Consider the following 4,997-nt stretch of genomic DNA (forward strand, 5'->3'; position numbering starts at 1 on the left):
GGATAACGTTCAAAAGTGGGGATTCGATATACATAACCCGGTTTTTGGCATTAGTGCGGGGCTCGTTGTTTTCTGTCTGATTTCACTTCTTCTTGTTGAGCCAACCACTGCTCGAGACGTATTAAACGGTCTAAAAAACGGAATTATCGAACAGTTTGATGCGTTCTTTATGTGGTCGACAAACTTCTTCTTATTGTTCGCCGTTGCTCTTCTTTTTTCTCCGCTAGGTAAAATCCGCTTAGGAGGCAAAGAAGCAACGCCGGATCACTCAACCGTTTCTTGGTTGTCGATGCTTTTCGCCGCGGGTATGGGTATTGGTCTTCTGTTCTGGAGTGTGGCTGAGCCGACCGCGTATTTCACTGATTGGTGGGGAATGCCACTTAACGCAGTACCATACACCGAAGAAGCAAAATCCCTCGCGATGGGTGCCACTATGTTCCACTGGGGTGTACATGGTTGGAGTATTTACGCACTCGTTGCACTAGCATTAGCGTTTTTTGCCTTTAACAAAGGTTTACCACTTTCATTGCGCGCGGCGTTCTATCCAATTTTTGGTGACCGTGCATGGGGCTGGTTAGGTCACGTTATTGATATCCTTGCCGTTTTGTCGACGCTATTTGGTCTTGCAACGTCGCTAGGTCTGGGTGCTCAGCAGGCGACCAGTGGTATTAATCATGTCTTTGGTCTAGAAGGCGGCATTGGTACACAAATGATTGTGATCACCTTCGTTACCTTTATCGCGGTGCTATCAGTGATTCGTGGTATTGATGGTGGTGTTAAGCTACTGAGTAACGTCAATATGGTGGTTGCGTTTGCGCTGCTTATTTTCATTACCTTCATCACGTTTGATACGGCGTGGAGCTCGCTACGCGACACAACAATGGCTTACATTGAAAATATTATTCCATTGAGTAACCCTCACGGTCGTGAAGATGAAACTTGGATGCACGGCTGGACGGTATTCTACTGGGCTTGGTGGGTATCTTGGTCACCGTTTGTTGGTATGTTTATCGCGCGTGTGTCTAAAGGTCGTACGGTTCGAGAATTCTTATTCGCAGTCATCGTTATTCCTACAGTTGTTACTTTGATTTGGATGTCTGTGTTTGGTGGTATCGCGCTTGACCAAGTGGTGAATAAAGTTGGTGAGCTAGGTGCAAATGGCCTAACTGATATTTCATTGACTCTGTTCCATGTTTACGATGCGCTTCCGTATAGCTCAGTGATTTCAATGCTTTCTATCGTGCTGATTCTGGTATTCTTTATTACATCGTCAGACTCTGGCTCGCTGGTTATCGATAGTATTACCGCCGGTGGTAAGATTGATGCACCAGTACCGCAACGCATTTTCTGGGCGTGTATTGAAGGCGCAATTGCAGCCGTAATGCTGTGGGTTGGTGGTAAAGAAGCCTTGCAAGCATTGCAATCAGGCGTTGTTGCAACAGGGTTACCGTTTACTTTTGTTCTGCTGTTGATGTGCGTAAGTTTGGTGAAAGGGTTAAGAACAGAACTGCCAGCTTACAAATAAATACAACACGATCCATGATTGAGTTTAAATGCCGAGCCTAATGTGCTCGGCATTTTTTATTTCTACTTTTCTTTTCCAATAATTTCGTTACAGTTTAGGCTTATTCCCACCTCATTAAACTGTATTATGTCACTGGCTAAACTCATTCTTATTCGTGGACTTCCGGGTTCAGGTAAAACAACCTTAGCAAAACAATTGGCAATAGATCTTGGTGCTAAGCATTTTGAAGCTGACATGTATTTTGAAAATGATGAAGGTGATTATCACTTTGAACCAGTTCAATTACCTCAAGCGCATGAGTGGTGTTTTCAGCAAACTAGAAAGTGGTTGAACAGAGGGAAAGTTGTGATTGTGAGCAATACGTTTGTTCGACATTGGGAGATGAAGCGTTACATGGACTACTGCATGAAGAAGCGCATCGAGGTGGAAATTAAAGTGTGCCACGGAGCGTATCAAAGCATTCATGATGTGCCACCAGCGACGATAGAAAAGATGCGCCGCCAGTGGCAAGAGTGACCGTTACCAGAACCGGAAGTTATTGACCTCGTCCGTCAATCATCACAACGAATGTTTTGCTCATGATTGAAAGGTCCATTGAAATCCAAGAGTAAAACGAACCTAAGCTTAGTGCGTAACTGTGGTCAAACCCAACTTTGCGTCTTACATCCTCAATGCATGCATCATAGCCTTGGTTAACCTGAGCTAAGCCTGTGATACCTGGTAACACGCCATATGTGCGCTCTACAAAATAGGGGATTTCATCTTCCAATTTCTGGTAGAAAGCTGGGCGTTCTGGGCGCGGCCCAATCATCGACATTTCACCTCTCAACACATTAAACAGTTGAGGTAGTTCATCTAAACGTGTTTTGCGTAAAAAGCGTCCTACTGGCGTGATGCGGGGATCATTTTCAGTTGCCCATACTGCGCCAGAGCGTTGCTCTGCATCAATATACATGGTGCGAAACTTCATGATTTGAAAAAGATCCATTTTTTCTGGTGTGCAGCGTCCTACTCGCAATTGGCGATAAATCACAGGGCCTTTCGATGTGGTTTTGATCGCTAGCGCGATAAATGGGAAAAGTGGTGCAGTGACGACCAAAATAAGCATTGCAACCAGTACATCAAACGTTCTTTTCGCGTGGCATACATTTGAATCGTAGCGTGAGTTTTTCATGATGCTTTCCTTATTGGTTGACGCGTTTCCAACGTCCATTTTCCATTCCGAGCAAATACTTCATACCGCCGATAAAGTTGGCGAGATGACCAATGACGATGTAGCTAATCAGCTTAAAAGGTTTAATAGTGTTAAGTGCTGGCATTAAGTAAGTAATAAGCGCGATGCTGTAAATACCAACTTGTGCGAACAGCATTACTTGAAACAGTGGATTGTGTGCCAGTAGTAGTGAGCAAATAAAGCAAACAATCATCAAATAGGGTGTTGCTAAGCGCAGAACCTTTCCCGATAGAAATGCAAAGGCAGTGCCACGATAACGAGGTAGCAGTAATTTCTTTAATTGCATGAGCTGCTGCATGTTACCCGCTGAAATTCTTAGGCGCCGCTTGAAATCTGCGTTGTCTGAGCTCTGTTCTAGTTCAAGAGCCAGCATGTTTGGCTCGTAAATAGCGCTATAGCCTCGCAAAACGATTCTCATAGGGAGAATAAAGTCGTCATTAATGGTGCTAACTTCCAGTGGTTCAAATAAGTGAGTTCTGAAAGTGTAAAACGCACCGTGGGAACCAATCGTTGAACCTAACAAAGATTCTTGGTGCTTTACTCGAGACTGGTATTGCCAATACGCCGCTTCACCTTGGTTATCAGTGCTCATTATTTGATATGTTGCGTTAACCACTCCAACGTTCTCATTTTGATAATGCTGACTAGCTAGCAATAGAGAATCGCAAGAAATCAATGCCGACGTGTCACTCAGTGCGGTAATGTCCGAGCTAACATGACGCATTTCTTCGTTGAGTAGGGCAACTTTACCGCGATTGACTTGGTGATCATTAATAATGAACAGAGTATCAGAGCAGATTGCTTCTTGAATTGTCGCTTGAGCAATCTCGGCTGTGTTATCTGTGCAGCCATCACATGCGATCACTACTCTTAATTTATCCCTCGGGTAGTCTAGGCTCGCAAGGTTACGGATCTTCTCTGCTATCCATTGTTCTTCATTGTAGGCGGGCACGATGACAGTAATAGAGGGTAGCTGGCTGTCTGTTTTGGAGGCTTTGTAAGCTCGCTCTACAAATGGTGCTTTGGTTTCGTCTTGCTGTTTTAAAGGAAGCCACTTAAGGAGCAGTGGGTACCCAACGTGATGATAGACAATCAAAAACGCGGATAAACCAAACCCTATAATCCAAAGTAAATCATTCATAGCTAGCCTCCTTGGCCAAACGTGAGTAGCGACTCACCATGTCTCTGATATCAAAGTGTTTGAGAATAAAAGTTCGAGGAGAATGGTGTGATGATTCCATTTGATGTGATAACGCTTCGGCCAACGAAAACACACGATTTGCTTCAACCAGTGTGCTGTTGTTCGGACAGAGTGTCTCTTTCACGCCACCAACATCGGTTGCGACACAAGGAACGTCACATGCTTGAGCTTCTAGTGTTGAGAGGGGGAAACCCTCTTGAAGCGACGGTAAACAAAATAAATCGAGGCTTTGGTAAAAGCTGGGCATATCGTCGACCAAGCCTAAAAAGGTAACGCGATCCTCAAGTTTTAACGTTCTAACTTGTGCTTCCAATTGAGCTCGCTGAGAACCATCTCCAGCAATGGCTAGGTGTGTGTTTGGCGTAAGATGAGAGAAGGCTTCGATAAGCGCTTTATGGCCTTTAACTGCTTCTAGACGCCCGGCAACGCCAATCACGATTTTGTCGGTTGGAAGTTCAAACAAGTGTCTTGTTGCCGTTTGGTCACCGCTTTTAAACTTCTGACAGTCAACCCCGTTATGGATAGTACAAACTTTGCGATACTTTAACTTAGTCTGTATTTGATGGGCGACAAAGTTAGCATCGGCAACCACTTGCGGGCGAATCATCGTTAGCAAAAGGGACTGTAGTTGAGCTGATTTTTTGTTATTAAGGTGCCATGCGTCGTGCTCGGTATGAATCACTACAGGTACGTGCGCTAAACGTGCAGCAATACCACCATACAGAAGTGGGCCGATATGATGGGTGTGGACCACGTCTGGTCGCATTCTTTTTATCATTGAAGTCAGCGTAGCGATGGTCTTCCCGCTGAATCCAGGTCTTTTATTAAGAAAGTGTAGTTGGCCTTGGTAGGGCAACAGTTTTTGCCAGCCTTGTAGTGCATGTTCTTTGCTTCCTTCTAAGCTCACGACAAAAACGGAATGGTTGGGCTGCGCAAAACGAAGCATTTCTAGTACGAGCGTTTCTAAACCACCAGGAGCTAAGTGTTGCACGACGTGTAATATCACTTTTTTGCTGTGCTTAGTGTTATTGTGTTTT

General features: G+C 44.6%; 5 protein-coding genes. 2 read left to right on the forward strand and 3 right to left on the reverse strand.

The genetic code is table 11. The features are described from left to right. Both CAG69_RS07415 and CAG69_RS07420 read left to right on the forward strand, forming a co-directional pair. On the forward strand, positions 1-1,525 hold a 1,525-nt coding region (locus tag CAG69_RS07415; RefSeq protein ID WP_161443482.1), incomplete at its 5' end, for a BCCT family transporter. 126 nt (positions 1,526-1,651) lie between these two features. Then, positions 1,652-2,041, forward strand: coding sequence for an AAA family ATPase (locus tag CAG69_RS07420; RefSeq protein ID WP_053303090.1), 390 nt, complete (start codon positions 1,652-1,654; stop codon positions 2,039-2,041). A gap of 19 nt (positions 2,042-2,060) precedes the next feature. On the opposite strand, the gene CAG69_RS07425 is transcribed toward CAG69_RS07420, so the two are convergent. The 3 genes from CAG69_RS07425 to CAG69_RS07435 form a co-directional block, all read right to left on the reverse strand. Continuing rightward, a complete protein-coding gene (locus tag CAG69_RS07425) occupies positions 2,061-2,699 on the reverse strand; it encodes a sugar transferase (RefSeq protein ID WP_005377654.1) in 639 nt (212 codons plus the stop codon). A 10-nt stretch (positions 2,700-2,709) separates the two neighbouring features. After that, positions 2,710-3,900: a glycosyltransferase family 2 protein gene (locus CAG69_RS07430; protein WP_064376584.1), complete on the reverse strand. Its 1,191-nt coding sequence runs from the start codon at positions 3,898-3,900 to the stop codon at positions 2,710-2,712. After that, positions 3,893-4,997, reverse strand: a 1,105-nt coding sequence (locus CAG69_RS07435; RefSeq protein WP_237668049.1) for a glycosyltransferase, incomplete at its 5' end; no start/stop codon positions are given. The genes CAG69_RS07435 and CAG69_RS07430, both read right to left, overlap by 8 nt.

Source organism: Vibrio sp. V43_P6S15P86 (genome assembly GCF_009904725.1).
In the GTDB taxonomy this organism is placed as follows: Bacteria; Pseudomonadota; Gammaproteobacteria; order Enterobacterales; family Vibrionaceae; genus Vibrio; species Vibrio diabolicus.